This is a genomic window from Candidatus Schekmanbacteria bacterium (assembly GCA_016219965.1).
Taxonomy (GTDB): domain Bacteria; phylum Schekmanbacteria; class GWA2-38-11; order GWA2-38-11; family J061; genus JACRJM01.
In genome coordinates, this window is sequence record JACRJM010000007.1 from 25,902 (window position 1) to 49,303 (window position 23,402).

General features: G+C 38.9%; 19 protein-coding genes. 9 read left to right on the top strand and 10 right to left on the bottom strand.

Annotated elements, in window-relative coordinates; translation table 11 throughout:
- Positions 1–3 precede the first annotated feature (3 nt).
- From HZA77_08645 to HZA77_08655, 3 genes are read right to left on the bottom strand one after another with little or no spacing between them, the layout of a single operon-like run.
- Complete coding sequence (locus HZA77_08645) at positions 4–1,764, bottom strand: glycosyltransferase family 39 protein (GenBank protein ID MBI5375489.1); 1,761 nt, start codon at positions 1,762–1,764, stop codon at positions 4–6.
- Positions 1,765–1,771: 7 nt separating this feature from the next.
- Entirely contained in the window at positions 1,772–2,521 is a 750-nt protein-coding gene (locus HZA77_08650) for a class I SAM-dependent methyltransferase (protein MBI5375490.1), read from the bottom strand.
- A gap of 59 nt (positions 2,522–2,580) precedes the next feature.
- On the bottom strand, positions 2,581–3,909 hold the full coding sequence (locus HZA77_08655) for an MFS transporter (protein ID MBI5375491.1): 1,329 nt from the start codon (positions 3,907–3,909) through the stop codon (positions 2,581–2,583).
- Positions 3,910–4,120: 211 nt separating this feature from the next.
- On the opposite strand from HZA77_08655, the gene ndk reads away from it, so the two are divergent.
- Positions 4,121–4,543 carry a nucleoside-diphosphate kinase gene (gene ndk / locus HZA77_08660; GenBank protein ID MBI5375492.1) on the top strand — a complete coding sequence of 141 codons (423 nt, stop codon included), beginning with the start codon at positions 4,121–4,123 and terminating at the stop codon, positions 4,541–4,543.
- Between the two features lie 36 nt (positions 4,544–4,579).
- On the opposite strand, the gene HZA77_08665 is transcribed toward ndk, so the two are convergent.
- Together HZA77_08665 and HZA77_08670 are read right to left on the bottom strand one after the other, a co-directional pair.
- The gene (locus HZA77_08665) at positions 4,580–5,398 is read right to left on the bottom strand and encodes a menaquinone biosynthesis protein (protein MBI5375493.1); all 819 of its coding nucleotides are present in this window, start codon (positions 5,396–5,398) and stop codon (positions 4,580–4,582) included.
- A complete protein-coding gene (locus HZA77_08670) occupies positions 5,395–6,840 on the bottom strand; it encodes a menaquinone biosynthesis decarboxylase (protein ID MBI5375494.1) in 1,446 nt (481 codons plus the stop codon). The genes HZA77_08665 and HZA77_08670 overlap by 4 nt, the downstream gene beginning before the upstream one ends.
- A 117-nt stretch (positions 6,841–6,957) precedes the next feature.
- Here HZA77_08670 and HZA77_08675 point away from each other — a divergent pair, with 117 nt between their 5' ends.
- Both HZA77_08675 and HZA77_08680 read left to right on the top strand, forming a co-directional pair.
- Entirely contained in the window at positions 6,958–7,740 is a 783-nt protein-coding gene (locus tag HZA77_08675; GenBank protein MBI5375495.1) for a class I SAM-dependent methyltransferase, read from the top strand.
- Positions 7,741–7,912: 172 nt separating this feature from the next.
- A complete protein-coding gene (locus tag HZA77_08680; protein ID MBI5375496.1) occupies positions 7,913–8,482 on the top strand; it encodes a DUF2059 domain-containing protein in 570 nt (189 codons plus the stop codon).
- 5 nt (positions 8,483–8,487) lie between these two features.
- Here HZA77_08680 and rnz read toward each other — a convergent pair whose 3' ends face one another.
- Positions 8,488–9,414, bottom strand: coding sequence for a ribonuclease Z (gene rnz, locus HZA77_08685; GenBank protein MBI5375497.1), 927 nt, complete (start codon positions 9,412–9,414; stop codon positions 8,488–8,490).
- Positions 9,415–9,558: 144 nt separating this feature from the next.
- On the opposite strand from rnz, the gene cofG reads away from it, so the two are divergent.
- Entirely contained in the window at positions 9,559–10,548 is a 990-nt protein-coding gene (gene cofG / locus HZA77_08690) for a 7,8-didemethyl-8-hydroxy-5-deazariboflavin synthase subunit CofG (protein MBI5375498.1), read from the top strand.
- Here cofG and HZA77_08695 read toward each other — a convergent pair.
- Genes HZA77_08695 through carA form a run of 3 tightly spaced genes read right to left on the bottom strand, consistent with a single transcriptional unit; the run spans position 10,532 to position 13,857 of the window.
- Positions 10,532–12,088, bottom strand: coding sequence for a hypothetical protein (locus HZA77_08695; protein ID MBI5375499.1), 1,557 nt, complete (start codon positions 12,086–12,088; stop codon positions 10,532–10,534). The two genes, cofG and HZA77_08695, sit on opposite strands and share 17 nt — an antisense overlap.
- Before the next feature lie 12 nt (positions 12,089–12,100).
- On the bottom strand, positions 12,101–12,724 hold the full coding sequence (locus tag HZA77_08700) for a 1-acyl-sn-glycerol-3-phosphate acyltransferase (GenBank protein ID MBI5375500.1): 624 nt from the start codon (positions 12,722–12,724) through the stop codon (positions 12,101–12,103).
- Positions 12,721–13,857: a glutamine-hydrolyzing carbamoyl-phosphate synthase small subunit gene (carA, locus tag HZA77_08705; protein ID MBI5375501.1), complete on the bottom strand. Its 1,137-nt coding sequence runs from the start codon at positions 13,855–13,857 to the stop codon at positions 12,721–12,723. Before carA ends, HZA77_08700 begins: the two co-directional genes overlap by 4 nt.
- Positions 13,858–14,022: 165 nt before the next feature.
- On the opposite strand from carA, the gene HZA77_08710 reads away from it, so the two are divergent.
- Positions 14,023–14,538: a hypothetical protein gene (locus tag HZA77_08710; protein MBI5375502.1), complete on the top strand. Its 516-nt coding sequence runs from the start codon at positions 14,023–14,025 to the stop codon at positions 14,536–14,538.
- A 56-nt stretch (positions 14,539–14,594) separates the two neighbouring features.
- Here the strand turns inward: HZA77_08710 and HZA77_08715 are convergent, their stop codons facing one another.
- Positions 14,595–16,205 (bottom strand): sensor domain-containing diguanylate cyclase, encoded by a 1,611-nt coding sequence (locus HZA77_08715; protein ID MBI5375503.1) that lies wholly within the window; start codon positions 16,203–16,205, stop codon positions 14,595–14,597.
- A gap of 220 nt (positions 16,206–16,425) precedes the next feature.
- Here HZA77_08715 and HZA77_08720 point away from each other — a divergent pair, with 220 nt between their 5' ends.
- The 4 genes from HZA77_08720 to HZA77_08735 are packed head-to-tail and all read left to right on the top strand — an operon-like array spanning position 16,426 to position 23,401.
- Positions 16,426–16,884, top strand: coding sequence for a MarR family transcriptional regulator (locus tag HZA77_08720; GenBank protein ID MBI5375504.1), 459 nt, complete (start codon positions 16,426–16,428; stop codon positions 16,882–16,884).
- 43 nt (positions 16,885–16,927) lie between these two features.
- Positions 16,928–20,827, top strand: coding sequence for a magnesium chelatase subunit H (bchH, locus tag HZA77_08725; GenBank protein ID MBI5375505.1), 3,900 nt, complete (start codon positions 16,928–16,930; stop codon positions 20,825–20,827).
- Between the two features lie 25 nt (positions 20,828–20,852).
- A complete protein-coding gene (locus HZA77_08730; GenBank protein MBI5375506.1) occupies positions 20,853–22,280 on the top strand; it encodes an MATE family efflux transporter in 1,428 nt (475 codons plus the stop codon).
- 35 nt (positions 22,281–22,315) lie between these two features.
- Positions 22,316–23,401: an ATP-binding protein gene (locus HZA77_08735; GenBank protein ID MBI5375507.1), complete on the top strand. Its 1,086-nt coding sequence runs from the start codon at positions 22,316–22,318 to the stop codon at positions 23,399–23,401.
- Position 23,402: the final 1 nt, after the last annotated feature.

Genomic DNA, 23,402 nt, shown 5'->3' on the forward strand with positions numbered 1-23,402 from the left:
TCCTCACCGCGAAGGTGAAGTAAGAATATTCGAATTATTATTTAATTCGTAAATTTGCAGTAAAGGCCCGGGATTGGCTATACCTTCAAATCCTTCAAAAGGCAAATAAAATGCATCAAGAGGGTCAAAATAGGACTCCTTTGCCACCTTATTGTAATTGTTGTACGGGCTAAACTCCTTAACAAGATGGAACTTCTTTTTAAGCAGTGGCCTGATCATAAAATTCTGTCCGGAATAATAATCCACAAAATAATCTCCGGTCACAATGTACTTAATATTTTGTTTATCAATATAATTATTGGTAACATCTGTACCAATAAAAACATCAAATGATTTAGTCATTGGGATAATTCTCTTTTCTAAAAGATAGCTATAACTCATAAAATACAGGCTTGAATGGCTTGAAGGAGCATATGCCATAGATTTTTTTAAATATTCCATATCATTGTCAATGGATACTCTCGAGAAATTAAGCTCGGGAAAATAGTATTTGTAGTACCCGAAAAGATATATTGCTGTGCCCGGAGCGACATTTGTTTCAATCCATCTTTTAGCAATAAGCCTGGTATCTTCTTTTGAAATAAGACTATCAAACTTCAAACTTTTCCACAAAGATGGCATAACAATAAAAATAATTACCACAACATAAAGAAATTTTTTATAACTCATTCCTTCGCTGAATTTTGAAAAAAACTTTGCTGCGATTCTCCCCGCAAAAATACAAAAGAAAGGTATTACGGGTATTGCATAGCGCACGAATACACCATAGTTATCCCACATATGGAAATAATAACAGAGAGGAAAACTTAAAATTAGTACATCATCATCAGTATGCTTAATGCAGGCATAGAAAACTCCTATAATTGATAAACAAAAAAGAGGAAACCCCATTCCTATAGGAAGAAGAATCTTAAGAAAATAAGTACGTCCAGGTTCAGGGTTAAAACCATTATATTCTCTTAAGAAATTACTCATAAATATTAATCTTTTCATAAAAGTAGCAAACTCCAAAAAAAGACCTGGAGATGTGATTATAAATGCAAAAATCATAATTACTCCGGAAAGGAGAAGTTTCTTTATATTTATTATTCCCTTCATCCATCCATTTTTTCTGATATTGTAGATAACATGCGCAACTATTATTGGAATGACAAGTATGGCACCATTATATTTTATGCCGGTTGCCAGTCCTGCTAACAGTCCAGAGAGTATGTAACCATTCCCCTCTTTCATTATCTTTCTTATGGCAATTAATGATATTATAACTGCCATTGTAAGAATAATGTCTGTGGTGCCAAAATGCGAATCCCTTACATGGAGGTAGGAAACAGATATGAAAAGCGCTGAGAACAACCCTGCATTTTTCCCATAACAACGAGTGCCAAGCAGATAGACTGCCAATATTGTCAATGTTCCTGCAATAGCAGATAGCACCCTCGGGACAATAAAAAAAATTGAAGGATCAAGAAGATAGTTTTGAATAAAATCAAACGTATTCCCGTAAATTCCTCCAATCCTTCCTGCACAGTAGATCATGAGGTAAACAAAGTAATTCAAATATATAAAAGCATGTGGATAGTAATAAAAATGAGGGTTAAAATCACCTGTAAAAAAATACAAAGCTGCCTCAACAATGCCTTCCTCATCAGGTCTTGCATATTTTAAAGGAAGTCCGAAATCTATCCCCCATAAACGGATGAGAAGACCCCCTACAAAAAGAATAACAAGATAGACTTTTTGATAATTGGTTCTCTCATTATTCATCGCATCATCATTCCTCTTTATGTGCTATAAGGACATAATGAATTGACAGATAATTCATGATACTCTCAGGGAATATATCAAGGATATTTATTATGAAGTTAGAGAAATAGCCTGTAAAGGTCACCTGAAATGTTGTAGGATAATAATCAACTCCATTGAATTTCCCTTTAAGCTTCGACTGTAGCTTCTTTCTAGTGAGTTTCAGGATACCCCGCTCATGTTTCTTCCACGACAGGAAAAGAAACATCGCAGGGTTTAGAATATTAGGCTCAACTACTATGCACCTCCCACCTGGCTTTAATACTCTATATATCTCGTCTATGGATCCTTCTATGTCATCAATATGGTGGAATACTGCAAAAACAAGAACGGAATCAAAAGATGATTCTTTGAAAGGGATCTGACCTGAGAGACTGAGATTGAAATATACGTTTTCAAGTTTTTCTTCCCGCACAAGCTCTACTGCTTTTTTAAGATAAAGCTCGCTTATCTCCGTCGCAAAGATCTTTTGAACGTAGTTCTTTAGTATTTTAAAATAAAATCCGGTCCCGCAGCCTATATCAAGAATGGAATGGCATTTTTTATCAAATATGAGGTTGAAGAGGGACGTAAAACGTTCTCTTACTATCTTCTTCTGGGCTATGAGGCTAGGATGATAACGCTTTGAGAATTCTCCCGTTGCTTCAGAGAACATTTGCTCAAAACATTTTCTTTGAAACTGCCACGAAGTATAGCGGTTTTCTTTTTTTTTAGCCAAAATTATTTATGAAGGCATTTATCTTTGTTATTTTCGTAAAAAGCAATTTGGATATCCACTTATGCAACTCTCTTTTCTCCATACTTAAAGTAAACAACCAGACACCACACCGTTACCACAATATTAACCAAACCTGCAATCAGGAATGGACTTGTATGTCCAAAAGCATCAAAAACTATTCCACCCACTGATGTAAGAACAAAAATACCCAAAGCACCGAATGTGTTAAAACCGCCAAGCACAGAACCAAGAACTTTTTTTGGAGAAAGGTCGGTGGCTAGTGTCATTGATGCAGTCATTGCACCAAACTGCCCTGCACCAATAAAGATAATAAATATTTTCATCAGGCCTCCAAATGGATTGATAATCAGTGTTAACAGCAGGTACCCAATCCCTGTAAAGGCAAGACTCAAAGCAGTGGTCCTCATTCTCCCCCATCTGTCGGTCAATATACCCCAAAGCGGAGCAGTAATCATTCCAAAAATACCTGACAATCCGACTGCCATTCCCCCCAAGGCCAGAGCTTCTCCTGTAGTATGTCCATACTCTTGGGCAACTTTTGCTGTCCATATCATCATCATAGTACCAAGTACGCCAACATTAGCACGGGAAATAAATGCCGCACCATAGCACATCTTTAGAGGTGCGCTGTCTTTCACTATCTGCCATGCTTCCATAAGCAGTTCAAGTTCTCCCTTGCTGTGCTCGCTTTTTTCCCTAACCTTCATCCTGTCAACCACTCCAAAATGTGAAACAGCAGCACTGATGAGTATAATAATACCGCATGTAACAAATGCCGCTAGTACACCGAACTTCTTTGGTATCTGAGATATTACTCCAAAAGCCAACAAAGCTCCAATGGCAGAAGTAAGTCCAATAGCAGCCATTCCCTTCCCACGGCTTGATGCATAAGTATAGTCGCCAATTATAGTAAAAACATGGGGCCATGCGAACTGCAGAAAAATCACAAACAGAGCCCGAAGAATAAAAACAGCGATAATAGGTTCAATACCGGAAAAGTCTGCAATGCTTTTTGAATAGCCAAATATTATATATGTTATACCGCTTGTAACTAACCCAAAAGTCATGATCTTCCGTCTGCCGTATCTGTCAGAAAGAACCCCTACGTATCCTATAAGAAGTATTGATGCCACTTCATTTATCACAACAAGAGCCGTGCTAATTTTCCCGAAGTTCTGCGGAGCTATTCCAATAACATCCTTTAAAAATATTGGTTGTATAACGCTTCCCGATGTAATGGCCATAAGCATAACCATTGAACACCAGAAAAGAGCATAGAAATTATATTTTTTCAGGTCAGGTGGGATCTCAATTCCTGCAATTTTTCCCTTAATCTCATGTTTTTCTTCTGTTACTATCTCTGTCATATCTATTATCCTTTTTTATTGAAAATGCTTTATTACTTTTATAATGCGGCCAAGGAGGAAATCCCCAATTAACAGCATCCTAATAGCAATCACCTTTTTTAATTATGGAATAGATGTAAAACTTTTGTAAAAAACAATAAAGTATTGTAGCTTGACAATGAATAATTAATCAAGTATTGAATGCCGTTTTCAAAAATTAGGGAGGATAAAGATGCCGATTGAAAGAACACTTGTTATGATAAAACCTGACGCTGTGTCTAAAAATGCCATAGGCAACATTGTTGGAAGATTTGAAAAAGCAGGGTTTACTATTCTTGCCCTGAAAGTTAAAAAGCTTTCTATTGACGAGGCAAAGAACTTTTATTTTGTACACCGCGAACGACCATTTTATGACAGCCTTACAAAATTCATGTCATCTGGAAAGATGGTAGCAATCGCTCTTGAAGGGGAGAATGCAATCCCAAGAGTACGGGATATGATGGGGCCAACTGATTCAAAGAAAGCCGCACCCGGTTCAATACGAGGAGATCTTGGAACAGATATCGAGAAGAATGCTGTCCACGGTTCCGATTCTCCTGAATCAGCAAATATAGAGCTGCCATTCTTTTTCAGCGGATTGGAACTTGTAAAATAAAAAGCTTAAAGCCACAAAGTGCTTTGAGAAGAAAAATCAACCCATTGCACCCTGTGGCTTAATATAAATTAATTCTCTTTTTTCCTTTAACCCGCCAATCTCAACAGCTAATTGCTGGAATTTTTGGAACCCCTGAAGTTCTTTTTTCCTAAGACTATAAATTATTTTCTTGCTAAGATAATCATAAGCTTCGCTTTCTCTTATCGCGCAAGATTTATGTTCTTTTCCCGCTATTTCACCTATCAGTTTCATCCCTTTTTTTTTCGACTCATCAAGAAAGTCTAATACTTCCTTAGGCACGATCTTTCCCCTTGAAGCAATTACGGCAAACACAAAAGGAAGCTTTGTCAGCTTGTACCATTCGTAGGACAGGTCAAGATAATATTTATTATCCTCTTCTCTTTTACCGTAGCTTATATGGAGCGCTTCATCTCCTATAAGAAGCCGCGCATCTGCAATAGAGTTTTTTTTCACAGCATCAACAAGCTTTGGTTTTATTCCATATTGCTTTTCAAGGATAATCCTTAAGAGAATAACAGATGTTCTTGAACGCTCATCTACCTGCACAGTTTTAATTTTTTCAATTTTTTTGTCAGTAAGCAAGAGGACACTCATTACTTCTTTGAAGGATGAAATTGAAAATCCGGGAAGCAGAAAAAGATTTTGATTACGTAAAAACTCTATAGAAGGGATAAATCCTATATCAATTTTACCTTTTGAAAGTTCCCCCGCTATTTCAGCCGGTGTACCAAGTACTATTTCAAAGGGAAGATTTTCCGGTTTGATGTTGAGGAGATGTTGAATAAGCGGCCTTGCATTCAAGAATGAATGACAGCCGAATTTCAGCTTTTTCATCTGAAGCCATATTCCTTCCAGCGCTTCGTTACTTTTTCAATGATATCAGCAGACATAATACATTCTTCTGGCCATTCTCTGTCAAAACCTTCTTCCTTCCATTTTCGTGTTGCATCTATCCCCATTTTGGAGCCAAAGGTATGAGCTTCGGAAGCATGATCCAGCGTCTCTGTAGGACCTATAACAAATTCAACATCCCTTTTAGGCGCCATGTTGCTTAATACTTTCCATATTACTTCTTTCGGGTCACGCAGATTCACATTATCTTCAGTTACGACAATAACCTTTGTGTACATCATCTGTCCAAGCCCCCAGAGCCCATGCATAATCTTTCTCGCATGACCGGGATACTTTTTCTTTATTGATACAAGGAGCAGGTTGTGAAAAACTCCCTCAAAAGGAAGGTGCATATCAATGATCTCAGGGAACTGTTTTTTTATCAGAGGAAGGAAAAGACGTTCTATAGCTGTACCCATGTAACAGTCCTCCATAGGAGGCCGACCTACAACTATCGTGCTGTATATGGGATCTTTCCTCATCGTAATAGCAGTAAGATGAAACACCGGATAATCTCCTGCAAGGGAATAAAAACCAGTATGGTCGCCGAATGGTCCCTCTCTCCTTATCTCAGAAGGATCAACATAACCTTCAAGGACTATTTCAGAGCACGCAGGCACCTCAACATTTATTGTCTCGCACTTTACCATCTCAACCGGCGATTTCCTTATGAACCCAGCAAGGATCATCTCATCTATCCCTTCAGGGAGTGGTGTAGTAGCGGCAAATGTCACAGCCGGGTCAGTACCTATACTCACTGCAACCTCCATCTTCTCTCCCCTATCCTTGTATTTCCTGTAAACCGACGCACCATCTTTATGAACATGTATATGCATACCGGTTGTTTTACTGTCATAGACCTGCATTCTGTACATACCGCAATTTCTTCTGCCATTATCAGGGTCACGGACAAATACACAGGGAAGAGTAATAAATTTCCCTGCATCTTCAGGCCAGCATTTAAGAACCGGAAGTTTATCAAGAGATGGACTGTCTTTTATAATTATCTCTTTGCACGGTGCACTGCTCACAGTGCGCGGAAAGAAATCAGCAATTTGCTTCAGCTTGGGAATCATCTTTATTTTTTCAAAAAAACTTTCCGGGGTTTTTATCTCAAGGATATCCGTTATCTCAGAGGCAAGTGAATCTATGGAATCGGTCTCAAGAGCAAGGTTCATCCTATGCTCTGAACTGAAAGCATTAATAAATACTGGCATGTCATAACCTGGCACATTTTCAAATAAAAGTGCCTTTCCTCCGCTCTTACAAACACGGTCTGCTATTTCGCATATTTCAAGTTCAGGAGAAACAGGAGCTGTTATACTGTGAAGTTCCCCTTCCCTTTTCAATCGTGCTATAAATTCTCTTAAGTCTTTGTATGCCATTAGTTATCCTATCTCTCAAATTAGAAATTTTAAATCAATATCAAAATAAATAATGCAAACATACATATTGTTGATAAACTTAGATTACTATTTATCATTAAAATAATCTTATCATTCATGGAAAAGAACGAAAAGTTAAAAAACGTTAAGTCCATCTGGGAAAAAATATCTGAAGATTTGTCTCCGGATGAGTATTTTGCAAGAACGAAAACGAGAAGTTGTGAACTTATAAGCCAATTTATTGAGCAGATTCCGCCTGGCAATTCACCTATTCTCGAGATCGGCTCATATACGGGTTATAATGTGATTGTCCTTAAAGAATTGGGTTATCAAATTCATGCTATTGATTTGCCAGAAGTTGTAGCAAAAGCATCAATAAAAAAAAATTACGATCGCTATCATATTCCTTTTAACCCCTATAGGGTTTCAAAGGAAGAAAAAATCCCTTATCCTGATGGTTTCTTTTCTGCGATCCTCCTTATCGAAGTACTGGAGCACCTTACAGTCAATCCCATTTATCTGCTGAGCGAAATGAAACGGGTACTAAAACCCGGAGGGAAAATCCTGCTTACAACCCCAAACCAGCTAAGATTAAGAGGCCGTATTAAGGTTTTTTTGGGTAAAAGCATGAATGATGATCCTGCGAGGTTTGTACAAAGTTTTCAAAAACAGGGTGACACCGACGATAGCGGCTATCACTGGAAACTTTATACTGCCAAAGAAATAAAGGTTCTCTCATCTGCAACCGGACTTTTACTTAACAATATGAGTTACCGCTGGGTATCCTGTCCTGCACCTGACAACTTTATGGAAAAGATTTGCAGAACATTAGAAAGAACACTTGGGATTTTCTTTCCTTCCTGCAGGGATTGGCTCATATTTTGGTTGCAAAAAAAGTAAAAATGCTTCAACTAAGCTAACAAAATGGGAAAGTATAAGATACTTCTCATATGCTTATTAACTCGAATTGAAGGCTTTTAGTGAATCATTATCAGAAATCGATTAAAGATCCCCTCAGCAGGAGTTTAGAATATTCAGTAAAATATATTTACTAACAATTGAAGGAGAAAAGATGAAAAAAATTTGTATTTCTTTTATTGTTTTATTTTTCAGTTTTATACAAATCGTGAGGTCAGATGAAGCAAATCATCGCAAGCTTGCAGAAGAGCTTCTTGAATTAATGAATGTTAAAAAGCAGTTAACTCAGTCAGTTGAACAGATAAAACAGGTTCAAATCTCAAAAATAAACAAGATGCCTGCAGCTGAAAAATATAAAGATAAAATACCGGAACTCCAAAATCAGATTACTGATTATCTGGCAAAAGAATTAAACTGGGACAGCGTAAAAAATGATTTTCTAACACCCTGCTCTGACACCTTTACAGAAGATGAATTAAAAGAACTGATTGCGTTCTATAATACCCCGATCGGCAAAAAAGTATTAGAGAAATTTCCGGAAATGATGAAAAAAACTTTTACTCTCAGCCAAAAACGAGTATCCGAAGTATTCCCAAAGGCCCAGCAAATGATAAAAGACTGGATTGACAAGCAGGAAAAAGCTGAGCAAAAAGAAACAGCTGCACCGGATTCAGCAGTTCCTGTTACCGGCACAGTAACACCCGAATCTCCAGCTAAGAAATAAGAAACCTAAAACAAAGGAATATCTCTGCTGGAAGGCACATCAACTTCCATCAGGTCGTGTGCGACAATTGTTTTTTCAAATATAGATTTTGCTTCTAAAGCCAATGGTTCGCTTGAGGTATAGCGAGGGCTTATATGGGTCAGAATAAGATTTTTCACCCCAGCTTTGACTCCTACCTGTGCTGCCATTGCTGCGGTTGAATGCCCGCGTTTTAATGCCTCTTCCTTAAGCTCGTTTGAAAACATCCCATCATGGATTAAAAGATCTGCCCCCTTTGAATACTCTGCAACACTATCCAAAGGTCTTGTGTCTATGGAATAGATTACCTTTCTTCCCGGTGTAGGTAAACCTACTACATCATTAGACCTTACAATTTTACCATCAGAAAGCGTTATATCCTCTCCATTTTTAAGCCGTTTAAGGAGAGGCCCGACCGGAACTCCGAGAGCATTGGTTTTGTCAATATCAAGCTTCCCTGGCTTATCATCTTCCATATATCGGAAGCCGAGCGTATAAGTAGTGTGATCCAGAAGAAATGTATCTATCTTATAACCTGCTCCCGCTATGGATGCACCAGCTTCAAGCTCAATTACCTCAATCCTGTAGCCTGCATAAAAATTAAGAATTTTCTTGTTGGAAAATACATAGCTTTTTATACCTGCCGGACCATATATCTCCAGTGGTCTTTCCCTTGATGCATGATTAAGAAGCATCAAAAGCCCGGGAAGCCCTGTTACATGGTCTCCGTGAAGATGAGAGATAAATATCCTTTCTAGTTTCCCAATTCTGATGGAAGCCTTTATTATCTGAATCTGCGTATACTCCCCACAGTCAAAAAGAAGAACACTCCCATCATGAACAAGGGCTACAGACGGAAGATTCCTGTATAGAGTGGGGATAGCACCACTTGTTCCTAGAAATATCACTTTCATATTTTTCTATTTTATCCAAGTATAAGGAAATGCTGCTATTGCCATTATGAAAAATATGATTTACTTATTTGATGATGAACGGGCAAGTCAAGAAGTTTCTCCCTTATACGCCCTGAAAAGATAGACATAGTGAGATTATAAAAAATGCGCAAAACGGTTACATACTCCAAATCATACACTCTTATCTTAACCACCTACTGCTCTAACAACTGTTCCTACTGCGGTTTTAAAAATAACGACAATGGGTTGATAACTGATTCAAAAGTTAAAAAACTCCTTATCTTTGCAAAATCAACCGGTCATTGGGAAATACTAGTCATGTCAGGAGAAAATGCCGGATCTTCTCTAACAATAAAAAAACAACTGCTTGAAAGAGGATACAGTGATTACGTTGATTTTGCTTCTTCTATGTGCAAACTCATATTGGACCATGGTCTTTTGCCGCACACAAACATAGGAGTATTAAAATACGACGAATTGGAAAGACTTCATAATGTTAATGCGTCGATGGGACTCATGCTTGAAGATATAAATAAAGAATTAGGAAGACGTATTCATCCGGGAAAAAATATCGCGGAAAGATTAAGAGTAATTGAAGATGCCGGAAAACTCAAAATACCATTTACTTCGGGAATAATAATGGGATTGGGTGAAACACAGAAGGACAGGATGGAATCGATTAAAGCCTTATTAAGACTTCACGCCAGATACAATCATATCCAGGAAATAATACTTCAGAATTTTGTCCCTAACAGAAATTCAAAAATGAAGCAGACTGCTACTGTTTCAATTGATGATTATAATGAGTTGATAGAGCTTATCAGTAAGAATTCTGACATTGCAGTACAAATACCTCAGAATCTCAATTCATGCTTCAAAGATCTGATGTTAAAAGGTGCAAACGATCTTGGCGGCATCAGCAAAGGCAAAGACCAGATAAACCCGCAAAAAACATGGGGAAATATTCCCTCACTTAAGAGGGAACTGAAATCTTCCGGTATATCTTTGCAACCAAGACTTCCAATCTACTCTAAATATATAAAAATGGGATGGTATACACCGGCGATCGAACCGGTTCTGATGAAGTTACTTTCGCTAAAAATATTTTCACATAACATCATTGCCAGGAATTGAGATAATGATCATACATCCCAATATTCATCTTCAAAATCTCAATCAGCCTCTTTGAATCAAAAAGCCTGCCACGTATGATGATAGATAGTTTGTCATAGAAAGCAGCAAGTTTTTCGTCTTTTATTCTATTCTCTCCTGACTCAAGTGTTTCAAGATAACCTTCAGGTATTTTTCTTTCAAAATGACCTATCCGCCAGACCGAGTCTTTTTTTATTGGGAGCCTTGACCTTAGAGGATCTGCAATGCTCCATAAATCTACAACATACACCCTTGGGCCAGCATAAAAGCCATTAATACCTATAGTGTTCCTTTTAACAACCACCGAAGACTCTTCTCCATTCCATTTTTTCCCGGAATCCCCATAATCTTTAGATAAGCCAGATTCATCCCACCATAATTTTCTGTGAGCAACGAATAATCCTGTACTGTCATAATAATAACCTCTTTCATCTGTGATACCATTTTCATCTTCAAGATCAGTCCATCCGATCCCGTAATCAGCACCGCTGAAGGCTGGAGAATGAGGAGAAATAAAGCCTATAAGCAGTACAGTAAAAAGGACAGGCGCCCAAAATTTTTTTTCACAAATTAAAAAGTTCCTTGCAATGATTATCACTGCACAGATCAAAGGAGCGGTAATAAAACGCCCGCTCATAAAATCACCACCGATTTTGATTATATATAGAAGATACAAAACAATACCGCCTATAACAGGCATGCTTACCATGTCCTTAGCAAGTATGCTGAAGACAATCGACTCTATAATTATTAAAATAGTCAAAGGATCGGTGACAAGGGAGTTTAACAGATAATGGAGCCCTTGCATGGCTAAATCAGATGTTTCGATTCCTGTATTTAACTTTGCATAGGCTGTATTTGGAAAGGCAAATCCATAATAAAAGAGAGAAAAACATTCCCACATGACAAAAGGAATAAACCCCAACAATACTATAAATATTCCCTTTGTTTTATCCTGATGTTTCCACAATGCGTACGACAGAGTTGGCAAAAACAAAAGGGCGGTATCCATTCTGTTAAATACCCCCAAAGAAGCTGTCATTGAGAGTAAAAAAAGCCATTTGCAGCTTAATTGCCTCTTAAAATAGACAATAAAAAAAAGCACTAAGATTAAATGCGTAAGTGGATTTTCAAGACCGGAAGTTGAATAGTCAATAAACGCCTTTGAAAATATCAGGATAGTAATGCCAAGTATGGCAGATGCCGTAGACCTTGCAATATAAAACGAGACTAATAATACTGTTATTAACGAAATAGCTATTGAGAGAAATATACTTGAATAATACATTTCTCTGGACAAATAATAAAGCGCAGAGAGAAGCAACATCCAGAGCGGATTGCTATAAACTTGCACCCTTTCCGCAGTATTCCAGGTCAGGCCATAGCCATTTGTAAAATTATATACTGTTCTGAAAGTTATGTATGCATCATCGCTTAACCATGCGCATCTTACCACAACAGTTGCAAATAATACGACGAAACTTAAGACAATCAACCCGTTATATTTACCTTTGACAAGCATTAAACTAGTTCATCAATCCTTTTTTAACATTTGCGCTATTCTTTCCATTATAACTTTTGTTATCTCTTCTCCCTGTTGTTTTTTTGACCTTCCATCTTCTAAAACAAATTTCAAAGGCTCTCCAAATATAACCTTAATTTTTTTTGGTCTGGGAAAAAGGTAATGTGCCGGATAAGATTCAAAAGTGCCTTTTATAGCAGTTGGAACTACCGGTACACCGGTAATTATGGCAAGCAGGCCTGTACCACTTTTGGGCTCCATAAGTTTACCGTCTCTGGATCGTCCGCCTTCTGGAAAGATACAGAGTACATTTCCGTTACGGAGGTATTTTATTGCTGATTTTATTCCACCCGGTCCAGTCATCTCTTCTGAAACAGGAATGCAGTAAGTTAACCCGGCAAACCAGTGTATGAGAGGCTTATAATAAAACATATCAATTATAACATAACCTACTTTACGATTTATTGCTGCAGCAATGAGAAGAGGATCAATGAAGCTTGCATGGTTCGGAACTATTATAACAGGACCTTGTGCGGGTATATTCTCTGAACCCGATTTCTCAAACCTGAAATATAATTTAAAAAGTAAATTACCAAAAAACTTAAAGAACCAATAAAGGGGAGAGAAGCTTTTCATTTCTCATTTTTTTTAAACTCGATCATCATCTTCCTGAAATCCTGAAAAAGGTAACTCGAATCATGAGGACCTGGAGAAGCCTCCGGATGATACTGCACAGAAAACACCGGGTAATTATTGCACCTGAACCCCTCAACGGTTTGATCATTAAGATTTACATGAGTAAGTGTCACATCCTTCAGTGAATCAATATCAACCGCAAAGCCATGGTTTTGTGATGTGATTTCTACTTTCCCGCTTTCAACCTCTTTTACAGGATGATTAGCTCCATGGTGACCAAATTTCAGCTTATATGTTTTACCACCAAGTGCCAGAGACAGTATCTGATGTCCAAGACAAATGCCAAAAATCGGCTTTTGTCCAATTAAGGTTTTTACTGTATTTATAGCATATGGGACTCCTTCAGGATCACCGGGACCATTCGAAAGAAATATACCATCAGGTTCTTCAGCAAGAATCTCATCAGCTGTTACTGAGGCTGGAAAAACTTTTACTGCACAACCGGACTGAATAAGCATTCTAAGTATATTTGCCTTTATGCCAAAATCCAAAGCTGCCACCTTTAAAATTCCTTCCTTGATTAATGGAATCCCGTGAGAATAACCTGAGGAAAGTGTCCATTCACCTTCTTCCCACTCATAGGATTGATTGCATGTAACCCCATGAACGAGATCTCTTCCAACAAGACCCGGTGCTGACTTCAGTTTTTTCAAAAGATTTTCCACATCGAAATCTGACGTAGATATAATCCCCTGCTGAGCGCCTTTGTCTCTAAGCTTCCTTGTTAGTGCACGAGTATCTATACTGTGGATACCTACAACATTGTTGGATTTCAGATATTCCCCAAGAGTTAAACTTGAACGGAAATTACTGGGATAATCAGAGCACTCTTTAACTATAAAACCTGAAAGGAATATTTTACGCGATTCAACATCCTCTATATTTATTCCATAATTTCCTATTAAAGGATAGGTCATGCAAACAATCTGCCCGAAATAGGAAGGGTCTGTTAATATTTCCTGATATCCAGTCATGCTTGTATTAAAAACTACTTCCCCTACTCCTTCTCCTGCAGCACCGAAGTTTTCACCGGGAAATGATGACCCGTCTTCGAGAACTAAAATTGCCTTCATTATGTTTCTCCTTTTAACTTCGATTATTTACCTCATTTCAATGGCAAGTCAAATCAAAAAGCTGTTATCTATGTGCTATAATTCAAAAAAGCTTGCATGAGTTACTCTTTTATGTCAAAAAATCACATTGTTTTATTTATAACAGCCTAATATTAGGGGAAAAACTTGGAAGGGAAAATCAAGGTTTTGAAAAAAGAGCTTATAAAATTTATTGTTTTTTTTATTATTTCCATTCTTTGTGCATGTTCCCCACATATAATGGTATATGAGAATACTGACCAGGGAGAAGTTTTTATTTCAGAAGCTTCACTTTATGATGCTGTGCCACCTTTTCAACATCCTGTAAAAATTCCAAAAGACACAATAGTAAAAATGATGCGGCAGATGAAATGTGAAAGTTACGATATATTCACAGAACCCGAAATAAAGAATTTTGCCGGTGAAATATCAGCTGGACTGAAAAAAGCACGTAAAAATTCTTTTGTAAGTTTCTACATTTCGGAGCAGATGCTTCGCTATATATCTGGTGGTGAAATATACGTTAAGGACAGTAATGTAATATGGTTCTTCTATCCGGCAAGCGAACTCTATCAGAGAAGCCCTGTGGTAAGTGACAGGGTTAAATGTCTTTCGAACAAAAAATATACCTTCACGCTTACGGGTGAGCAAGTAATTCCTTAATTACATTACTTCTGTATGAAATGATCATGAATTAAAGGTAAAAAGTTTACGGAAAGTTACTTGTCAAAAGAAAGGAATTTTTCTGCAATATATAATTGGGATTTATCTTTGCCTGTTTTTTTAGCATAATAGAGTGCCTGATCAGCTTTTTCCACCAACTCATTACAGGACAATCCATCTTTGGGAAACTCAACAATCCCTGCACTTAGTGTGATAATAGCAGGGATATTAGCACCATTCAGAAAAAATTCTCTATTGCGTGTTACCTCCAGAATTCTGTCTGTTAAAATCAGTGCTTGGGAGCTGTCCGTCCTTGGAAGAAGAAGAGCAAATTCTTCTCCACCGTACCGTGCTACAAAGTCCGATTCTCTGCAATGTTTCTTGAGAATATTGGAAACAGCTATCAACACACGGTCACCAGCTTTATGCCCATATTTGTCATTGACGCTTTTAAAACAATCTATATCAAACATTACAATTGAAAATTTTTGATTATGCCTTTTTGAAACTGATATTTCCTGCTTTAGCCGCTGGTAAAAGAACCTGTGATTATAGGATTCGGTAAGCCCGTCAACACTGCTCATATTTCTAAGCTTCTCAACATACTTTGCATTCTGGAGCGCCACAGAAAAATGTATGGCAAGATCAGATAAAAGTTTCAAATCGTCATCAGTAAAATAATTTACAGCAGGGTCATTCGCGCTAATCACTCCCAGAATTTTGCTTTCAGAAATAATTGGAACGCATAAAAACGATTTAATGTCACGGCATAGTCCACCATAATAAGTGAATCCATCTACTTCTGATACATCCCCTACTAATACGGGTTTACCGGTAGTTGCAACGTTGCCGGATATTCCTTCGCCAAGATTAATTATGACCTTTTTTTCTATTCCTTTAGGAAAACCAACTGCCGTCTTTATTTCCAGTTGAGAAGTCTCTTCATTAACCAAAAAAATGCAAAACCTCTTAAATCCCAGCATCCTCGATATGGTAGAATTAATTTTATTAAAAAACTCATTTAAATCTACGCCGGCACTGCCAATATTCCCTACTTCATTAAGTATTTTCAGCTCGTCCGTTTTAATGGTTAATTCTTTTTTTATTTTATTATATACATCTTTTTCCCTCTCAAGCTTTCTTTCAAGATTGTTTATGTATTTAATGTACTTGTTCTGCCCAACAGATATTTTGCTCATGAAAAAGGGAATTGAAAGAAAAAAACCAATCCTTATGATTATATGAGGTAAATCTATTTCACCACTTGGCTTGTACAGACAGACAGAGCCATAAAGCATCGAATCAAGCAGAGATATCAACATGGCAGTTTTAAAATCAAATGATAACGTACATAATCCAATATAAAAGTAATAAACAAGATATATCTGGCTATTGCCCTTCCCTGTGAAGAATACAAGCAATGTTATGAACAGGCTATCCAGAATAAGAAAAAAAATAGATATGATGATAATCTTTTCCTTGGACTTACAATCCTTCAACATTACGTTTAAGACACTGCTATAAAAAACAAAAGCAACAATAAGCAGTAATTGCTTAGAATAATCACTGATAGAATCTAAAAGAGTGAGAGGCAATAAGGCTATTACTGCAAAAATACGACCTTTTAATGAAAAAATATATTTTGAGCTATTTATCGCTATGTTCATGGTTTTTTTCTGGCATACTTAATCAAAGAAATCAGACAGTTATATATTACTAGTGATTTATCATATCGTTGTCAACTAGGCAAGTCTTAAGAATTACTTTTATTAACATAAACAAGAGAGTTTTAGTAACAGGTAAAAAACGCTTGACAATTAAATTTATAAATCTAATATTTAGGTTATGAAATATTTTTATACCTAAATATAAGGCAATAGAAAAAATATGAAAACTGAAAAAACAGATGAACTGGGAGAACACATTCTCAAGGTTAAGGATTTTTTCATAGAGTTTACCAAGAAGGTCATTTCTCTGGATGGTGCAAAATTGAGCTTTGAACTCAATCTTTCAGAACTCAAAGCACTTACTGCATTCACAGATGATAAAAAGAAGTGCACAATGAGCGAGCTTGCAAGAAACGCCGGTGTAACAATGCCCAGTATGACAGAAGTAATAGACAGTCTAGTTAAAGAGAACATTGTAGAAAGGCAAAGGGATGAAAATGACCGCAGAGTAGTTCTCGTTGAATTAACTGAAAAGGGTAAAAGGATGAGAAAAGAATTTATGGACAGGAGGAGGCTGGAGCTAATAAATATTTTTAACCGTCTTGATAGAAACGAGCGGAAGGAGTTTGTTGAGTCTCTTGAAAAAGTCAGATCCATACTCCAAAAATTAAATATTTAACTAATCTTCTCTTTCAAACAATAAATAATGTGGAGGCGCACAAATGCACTTTACCGCAATAATCGGTGATTATACCTATAGCAAATCTCTGGCCGAAGCATCAGATCTTCTCAAAAAGAAATTTGGAGGGAAGGTAACTTTAGACTATTTCTTCTGTCTTCGTCACCAGAAATTTGAGCGCCGGCAGCTCAGTGAAATTGAAGAAAACGTTAAAAAGGCAGACACCGTAATCGTCAACATGATTTTTGATGATGAAATCATAGAAATTTTGGAAAGGCATAAAAGTGACAATAAAAACTATTTAATACTGGCTTCCATGCCGCGGGGATTAGTACTTACAAAGATCGGTAAATTCAGCCTTTCAAGTATCTCCATGCCTGATAAATCATCAATGCTCGGTAAGGCATTGGGTGTATTGCGGGGACTCATGAGTTCAAGCAAAAGCACTATGGAGGTAAGAAAGCTTCTTGTAATGGCTGATACGATATTGAAAGTATTAAGGTTCGGGAAATGGAAGGATGCAGCAAATTATATAAGAGTATGGAAATATTTTTATGCCGGAGGAATGAACAATATTAAAAACCTTTTTCTCTTCCTCCTTTCAGAATACTACGGATTCAAAACAGAATATGATTTGCCTGAAGAAATTCCACAGGGTGCCATATATCATCCTAAGGCCGGCAAGATCTATGATGACGTAGAAGAGTACCTAAAATGGTACAAAAATTCAGGCCTTCTAAGGACCAACGGCTTCAAGAAAACTCCATATGTGGGGATTTTGTTCTACATGCAGCGTTATCAGACGCAGGACATAAACGATCTCCTTGCAGTTATAGAATCACTCGAAAAGCACGGCGTTGGAGCCATGCCGATTCTTACATCAGGTTCTGAAAACATGAAGAATATGGAGCGTCATTTCACTGTAAAGGGAAAATCACGGGTTGAAGCCATTATAAGTTTCCTCTTCTTCAGGATCGAGGGCGGACCCTTAGGCGGAGACTATGAAGCGTTTATAAACCTTGCAAAGAAGATTAATGTACCGCTGATTAAATATATGAATATGGGTTATACCACTATCGAAGAATGGAAACAAAGGAGCGAAGGAATGGCTCCGCTTGAAACTACCATTACAACAATACTACCTGAGCTCGATGGGCTTATCGAAGGGGTTTTGGTTGCAGGTCATGTAGATTCTACGGAAGACAAAGGAAAAATTATCAGGACAATGGAACCTATCCCGGACAGGGTTGAACGTGCTGTTGAGAGGACAACACGCTGGATAAAGCTGAGGCAGACGGAGAATAAAGACAAGAAGGTCGCTTTTGTACTTTTTAACTATCCTCCAGGAAAAGACAACATTGGAAACGCGGGAAACCTCGACACATTTGAAAGCATAATCCGGTTATTCGACGCCATGAGGAAAGAAGGGTACGATGTCTCAGGCTATCCTAAAACGCGTCAGGAATTCGTAAGACTCATGGTAAAGAAAAATCTCGTTAATCTTAGCGACTGGACAGGTATGCAGAAGATAAAGGAAAATGCTTTTAAAGTGCCTTTATCAACATATCGTAAATGGTTTGAAGAGATTCCAAAGGAAAATCAGGAAGAAGTATCCAAAATGTGGGGAGATATCCCGGGGAAAATCCTGGCTGATGACGAATCTCTCCTTGTCCCCGGCATTACATTTGGTAATATTTTTCTAGGGTTTCAGCCGCCAAGGGGATATTTTGAGGATCCTTCAAAAACCTATCATGACAGCGGGATAGTTCCCCATCACCAGTACCTTGCTTACTACATGTGGCTGCAAAATGAATTCAAGGCAGACCTCCTCGTACACTTTGGAACCCACGGCACACTTGAATTTCTTCCCGGAAAACAGGTTGCCCTCTCACAAAACTGCTATCCGAGCATCCTGATAGGAAACATGCCACACGTTTATTACTATACCTGCTCAAATCCTTCGGAATCGTCAATAGCAAGAAGGAGAAGCCAGGCTACAATGGTCGATTACATGACCCCTCCGATGATAGTATCAGACCTATATGGCAGGCTTGCAGAGCTTGAAAGCGAGATAAACAACTATTTCCAGCAAAAAGACCAGAGCCCTGCCCAGTTAGGAATGATAAAAGAACGCATACTGAACATGGCCAAGGATGAGAACCTTATTGATATTATGGCAGAGGATGTTGATGTAAGCACACTCTATGATTCCCTTATTGAAATGAAGGGAAGTCTTATGACAAAAGGAATTCACGTACTTGGAAATTCCTTAAAGGGAAAAGAGCTTATTGATTATGTCATGGGCATAGTCAGATTCGACAAAGGCGATGTTGTATCTTTATTCAGAATTGTTGCTGCCACTTACGGTATTGACTGGGAAGAAGCGAGGGAAACTCCCTCAAAGATTCATAGCGACGGAAGACCGCTGGGAATTATCCTGAAAGAGACAGAGGAAAAGGGATACCGCATTCTCACCGATTACCTTGAATCATCTTATCCCAATGTTAAGAAGATTGCAGGTAAAGTACTCAATGGAAATCTCAGCTCAGACGACTTGAAGAATCTTGAGAAGACATTGCAGTTTGCAAAGATTGTTGCTGGCAATCTATCCAAGAATACTGAGATAGAAAGTCTCATAGCATCATTTTCAGGAAAATATATAGAGCCTGGCGTTGGCGGCGACCCGGTTAGAAGCCCGAGCGTCATACCAACAGGCAGGAACATTTACCAGTTCAATCCTGACCTCATACCAACCCTTGCTGCTGTCCAGAGAGGTGTCACTGTGGCTGAACAGGTAATCACCGGTTATAAAGAGGAAAACGAAGGCACCACCCCTGAAACAGTCGGAGTAATCCTTTGGGGATTTGAAACAATGAAAACTCAGGGAGAAACTGTGGCGGAAATCTTTCAGTATCTTGGGGTCGAACCAAGATGGTCAGGAACCGGAGATTTTGTCGGGGTAAAGCCTATACCACTTGAAAAACTCGGAAGACCCAGGCTTGATGTAGCAGTCGAAATCTGCGGCATATTCCGTGACACATTCCCTCTGCTCTTGAAGCTCATTGACAGGGCATTCAACATTGTGGCAGACCTCGATGAACCGCATGACAAGAATTACGTACGCAAACATTCAGAGGAAATTTGCAGAACATTAATTGAAAAAGAAGTCCCCAAGGATCAGGCATTGGCACTTTCAAGGGCAAGGATTTTCGGCCCTTCATCAACGAACTACGGAACTGACGTAACGCAGCTCATAGAAACATCCGGCTGGGAGAATTCTGACGAAATAGCCAACCTGCATATTGCAAAAATGTCGCACATATATGGCGACACATTTCACGCTGTTGCAAGCGCAGATACCTTTAAGGCTGTGCTCGACAAAGTTGATGTCGTAGCCCAGGTAAGAAGCAGCGATGAATACGGCATGGCAGATCTTGATCACTATTACGAATTTCTGGGCGGCATGGCAAAGTCCGTTGAAAGTGTAAAAAAGAAAAGTGGCCCTGGCAGGAAAAAAACTAAGCCTACAATACTGGTAGCAGACACCACTAAAGATAACATCAAGACCAAAAACATAAAGACAACCCTCGAATACGAGGCAAAGACAAAGCTATTTAACCCGGAATGGATCAAGGGACAGGTTGACAGCGGCTATCGCGGAGTAAAGAACATAAGCCAGAGAGTTGAACATCTAATTGGCTGGTCGGCAACAGCAGAATCAGTTGATAACTGGGTATGGAGCCAGGTGGCAGAGAAATATCTCTTCGATGAAGCTGTACGAAAGAGCATGATGAAGGAGAACATCTGGGCAGTGGAACACCAGCTCAATCGTCTCATGGAGGCCTTTAACCGGGGAATCTGGGATGCATCAGAAGAAGAAATAGAAAAGCTAAAGAAAATCTATCTCGAGATTGAGTCTGAAATAGAAGAGATGGAAGAATAACATCCTGAAAGGAAACTCACAACAAATGCAAGGATCAAAAAACCAGCAGGGAGAGTCAGAGAACAAAAGTCACGGGCATAGCCACTCTCACGGTCATCCTCATGGAAAGATTTCAATAGATCTCACTGAAGGGAATATATCAAAAAATCTCTGGTCACTGGCATCACCTATGATTATAAGCCAGATAGTACAGACCGTATTCTATATCGCTGACCTCATATTCGTTGGAATGGTCGGTTCAACCGCCATAGCATCGGTATCAATTGCAACTATATTCATGATGACACTTTCAACCGCGGCTCATGGACTCTCTATCGGAACAACCGCCATAATCGCCAGATTAGTAGGGCAAAGAAAGGATGATGAAGCTGCATTTATAGCCGGTCAGTCAATAATGTTATGTTTCCTGCTTGGGGCAGCAATTGGTATACCTGCATATTTCAAAGGAGAAGCCCTTTTCGGTTTTCTTGGCGCAAATGAAGAACTTGTAAAGGTAGGAGTAGGCTATTTCAAGATATCACTGCTTGGCATATTTGCCCTTTTTCTGCAGTTTATAACAAGCTCTATATTCAGGGCAACCGGGGAGGCAAGGATATCCATGCTTCTTACCCTCATGGCAACAGCACTTCACTTTATCTTTGATCCGCTTCTCATATTCGGCATAGGTCCTTTCCCCAAACTTGGCGTGAACGGTGCTGCGTACGCATCAATAATAGCACTGGTCATATCTTCAGCCACCGGTACCATAATGCTTCTTAGCGGATCATACAGGATTAAGGTTGTTGCCAAAGACTTTACTATAAATCTCTCCGCACTATGGAGGATATTTAAAATAGCCATACCTGCAGCTTCAAGAAGACTGATACGCGATGCAGCCAGAATGGTAATGATGAAAATAGTGGCCATCTATGGAACAAGCGCAATCGCCGCCTATGGCATAGGGATGAGACTTGACATGATAGCAATGCTCCCCGGGATGGGTCTCTCTGCTGCAACGTCAACACTGGTAGGACAAAACCTTGGCGCAGGGAAACCGGAAAACTCCGAAAAAAGCACATGGATATCAGTAAAACATCTTAGCCTCATTATGTCAGTGTTCGCGGTGATATTTTTTGTATTTGCTCCTTATATTATTTCAATGTTTGACAGGGCTTCCAATGTAATCTCTGCAGGTACTGAATATATGCATTATATTTCGATATCATACATTTTCGTTGCAATAATAATGGTTATTGGAGGAGCATTTAATGGTGCAGGCGACGCCATGTCCCCTCTTGTGATTTCAGGATCAGCAGCATGGATATTGCAACTTCCTCTGGCAGGTTTACTTGCAACAAAAATGAGTTTCGGCCCTGCGGGAATATGGGGAGCGATCCTGCTCAGTGCAATAATAGAGTCAGCCGCCTTTCTCATCTGGTTTAAGCAGGGCAACTGGAAATTAAAAAAAGTTTAATATCTATTAATATCTAACAGAGCCTGGAGAGATATATGAGTGAAAAAAAGGAAAAAGTAAAAAGGACTCTCTATCCATTTATTTCAATAGTGGGACAGGAGGAAATGAAGCTTGCCCTTGAGCTTAATGCCGTTAATCCTTCTATAGGCGGAGTGCTTATCAGAGGAGAAAAAGGGACTGGAAAATCAACAGCAGTAAGAGCACTTGCCGAGATTCTTCCAGACGTAGCAGTTATAAAGGGATGCCCCTTCAACTGTTCTCCCGACAGCGGAGCATCGCTATGCCCCTATTGCAGGGAAAACTTAGATAAAGCGGATGGGGACATGACAAAGCTTCCGGTTGAACACAGGAAGATGAAGGTTGTTGACCTTCCCCTGGGAGTAACGGAAGACAGATTGCTTGGAAGCCTTGATATAGAAAAGGCAATAAAGGAAGGAAAGAGAGAACTCGAGCCCGGGATACTCGCTGAGGTTAACGGCGGTATTCTTTACGTTGACGAGATAAACCTCCTTGATGACCATGTTGTTGACGTTCTCCTCGATGCTGCAACCTCAGGTGTAAATGTCGTGGAAAGGGAGGGGATATCATTCTCCCATCCTTCAAAATTCATACTCGTAGGAACAATGAACCCGGAAGAAGGGGAACTTCGCCCGCAGCTTCTTGACAGGATTGCAATACACGTCAACGTTGAAGGGCTTCAAAACGTAGATGACAGGGTGAACATAACCCTGCTCAGGAATGAATTTGAAATGGACCCGGTCAAGTTCAACGATAAATACAGGAAGGAGAGCGAAAATCTCTGTAAAAAAATAATTAACGCCGGCAAGCTCATCGACAGCGTGGAAATATCAGAAAAAGCGCTTGGACTTATATGCCGCATATGCCAGGAGCTTTCCGTTGAAGGACACAGGCCTGACTCAATGGTCGCAAAAGCCGCAACAACTCTTGCTGCTTTCAGGGGAAGAAAAAAAGTAACCATTGCAGACATTAAAACAGCTGTTAAATACATCCTCACATTCCGTATCAAACGGGTACCATTCAAATCTGAAGAACATCACGTAACATTCCTTGACGAAGTTGTGGTGAGACTGTCTAAGGAAAAGGGGCTGGAGGTAAACTAAT